The sequence below is a fragment of the Microcoleus sp. PH2017_08_TRC_O_A genome, from assembly GCF_020738665.1.
Lineage (GTDB): Bacteria > Cyanobacteriota > Cyanobacteriia > Cyanobacteriales > Microcoleaceae > Microcoleus.
In genome coordinates this window covers 506-1,289 of record NZ_JAEQCE010000219.1, presented here as the reverse complement: position 1 = coordinate 1,289, position 784 = coordinate 506, and the positions used below count along the sequence as shown (strand labels likewise).

At 45.0% G+C, this 784-nt stretch carries 1 protein-coding gene; it reads right to left on the bottom strand.

The features are described from left to right. Positions 1-319: 319 nt before the first annotated feature. A complete protein-coding gene (locus tag JGK22_RS33165) occupies positions 320-655 on the bottom strand; it encodes a hypothetical protein (protein WP_293314579.1) in 336 nt (111 codons plus the stop codon). Positions 656-784: the final 129 nt, after the last annotated feature.

The window sequence follows — 784 nt, the reverse complement described above, 5'->3', positions numbered from 1 at the left end:
ACTGTAGTTTAGACTAAAAAATGAGCCCAGCTAAAAGTAGTCACCTTTGAATCTCCGGCAAGCTGTTACTCAAAAACTCAAGAGGTATCAGATTAAATAACTAATCTTGAAGACTTTTTACGTCGAGAAACCCGTTTTTTGACAGTGGGATATCGCGGTGCTATCGTCCGTACCCTTCCTTTTTCCCAGCCGGGGGATTTTCCCCTATGTTTAGGCAATTTTGTGGGAGTACCAATGTCAACTAAAAGCGAAAACATTGATTGAGCAACACGTCCAGGGGTAAAATTAATGGTAGCAGATTGCCTGCAGTAAGACATTCTCAACGAGTTCTCAGATTAGGCAATGTCCAATGCAATCGTTGCTTGGCAAACCGATACCAATGATCCACTCCAAAACGTCGTAAATATTTGAACCAGACTGTTTCCAAAGGTAGAGTCCGTTCTCCCACCCAAACCAGCCACAAGGGTGGAAACGGCTGACCGTTTGACATGGGCTTCATTCTTTCCACCAGGATTAAATTGACTTTTTGTCCAGGGGCGCGATAAAAATGCAAGTCAAGCCATTGTTTGACTCGGACTTTTCCCAAATCTGGATGTTCGTCAATTTCAATCTCTGTATCAGCTTCGAGCCATGTAGTTGGGTCGCCCAGTCTCATTTTTTGCCCGTGTTTGGGTGGTCTACCGCGACCACTATAGGCTGGTGGTGCTGACCATAAGCAGGCATTTTTTCGGACTCTCATTAAACAATCAGCAGGGATGTCCGCTTCTGTTAGCGCCAGTACCCA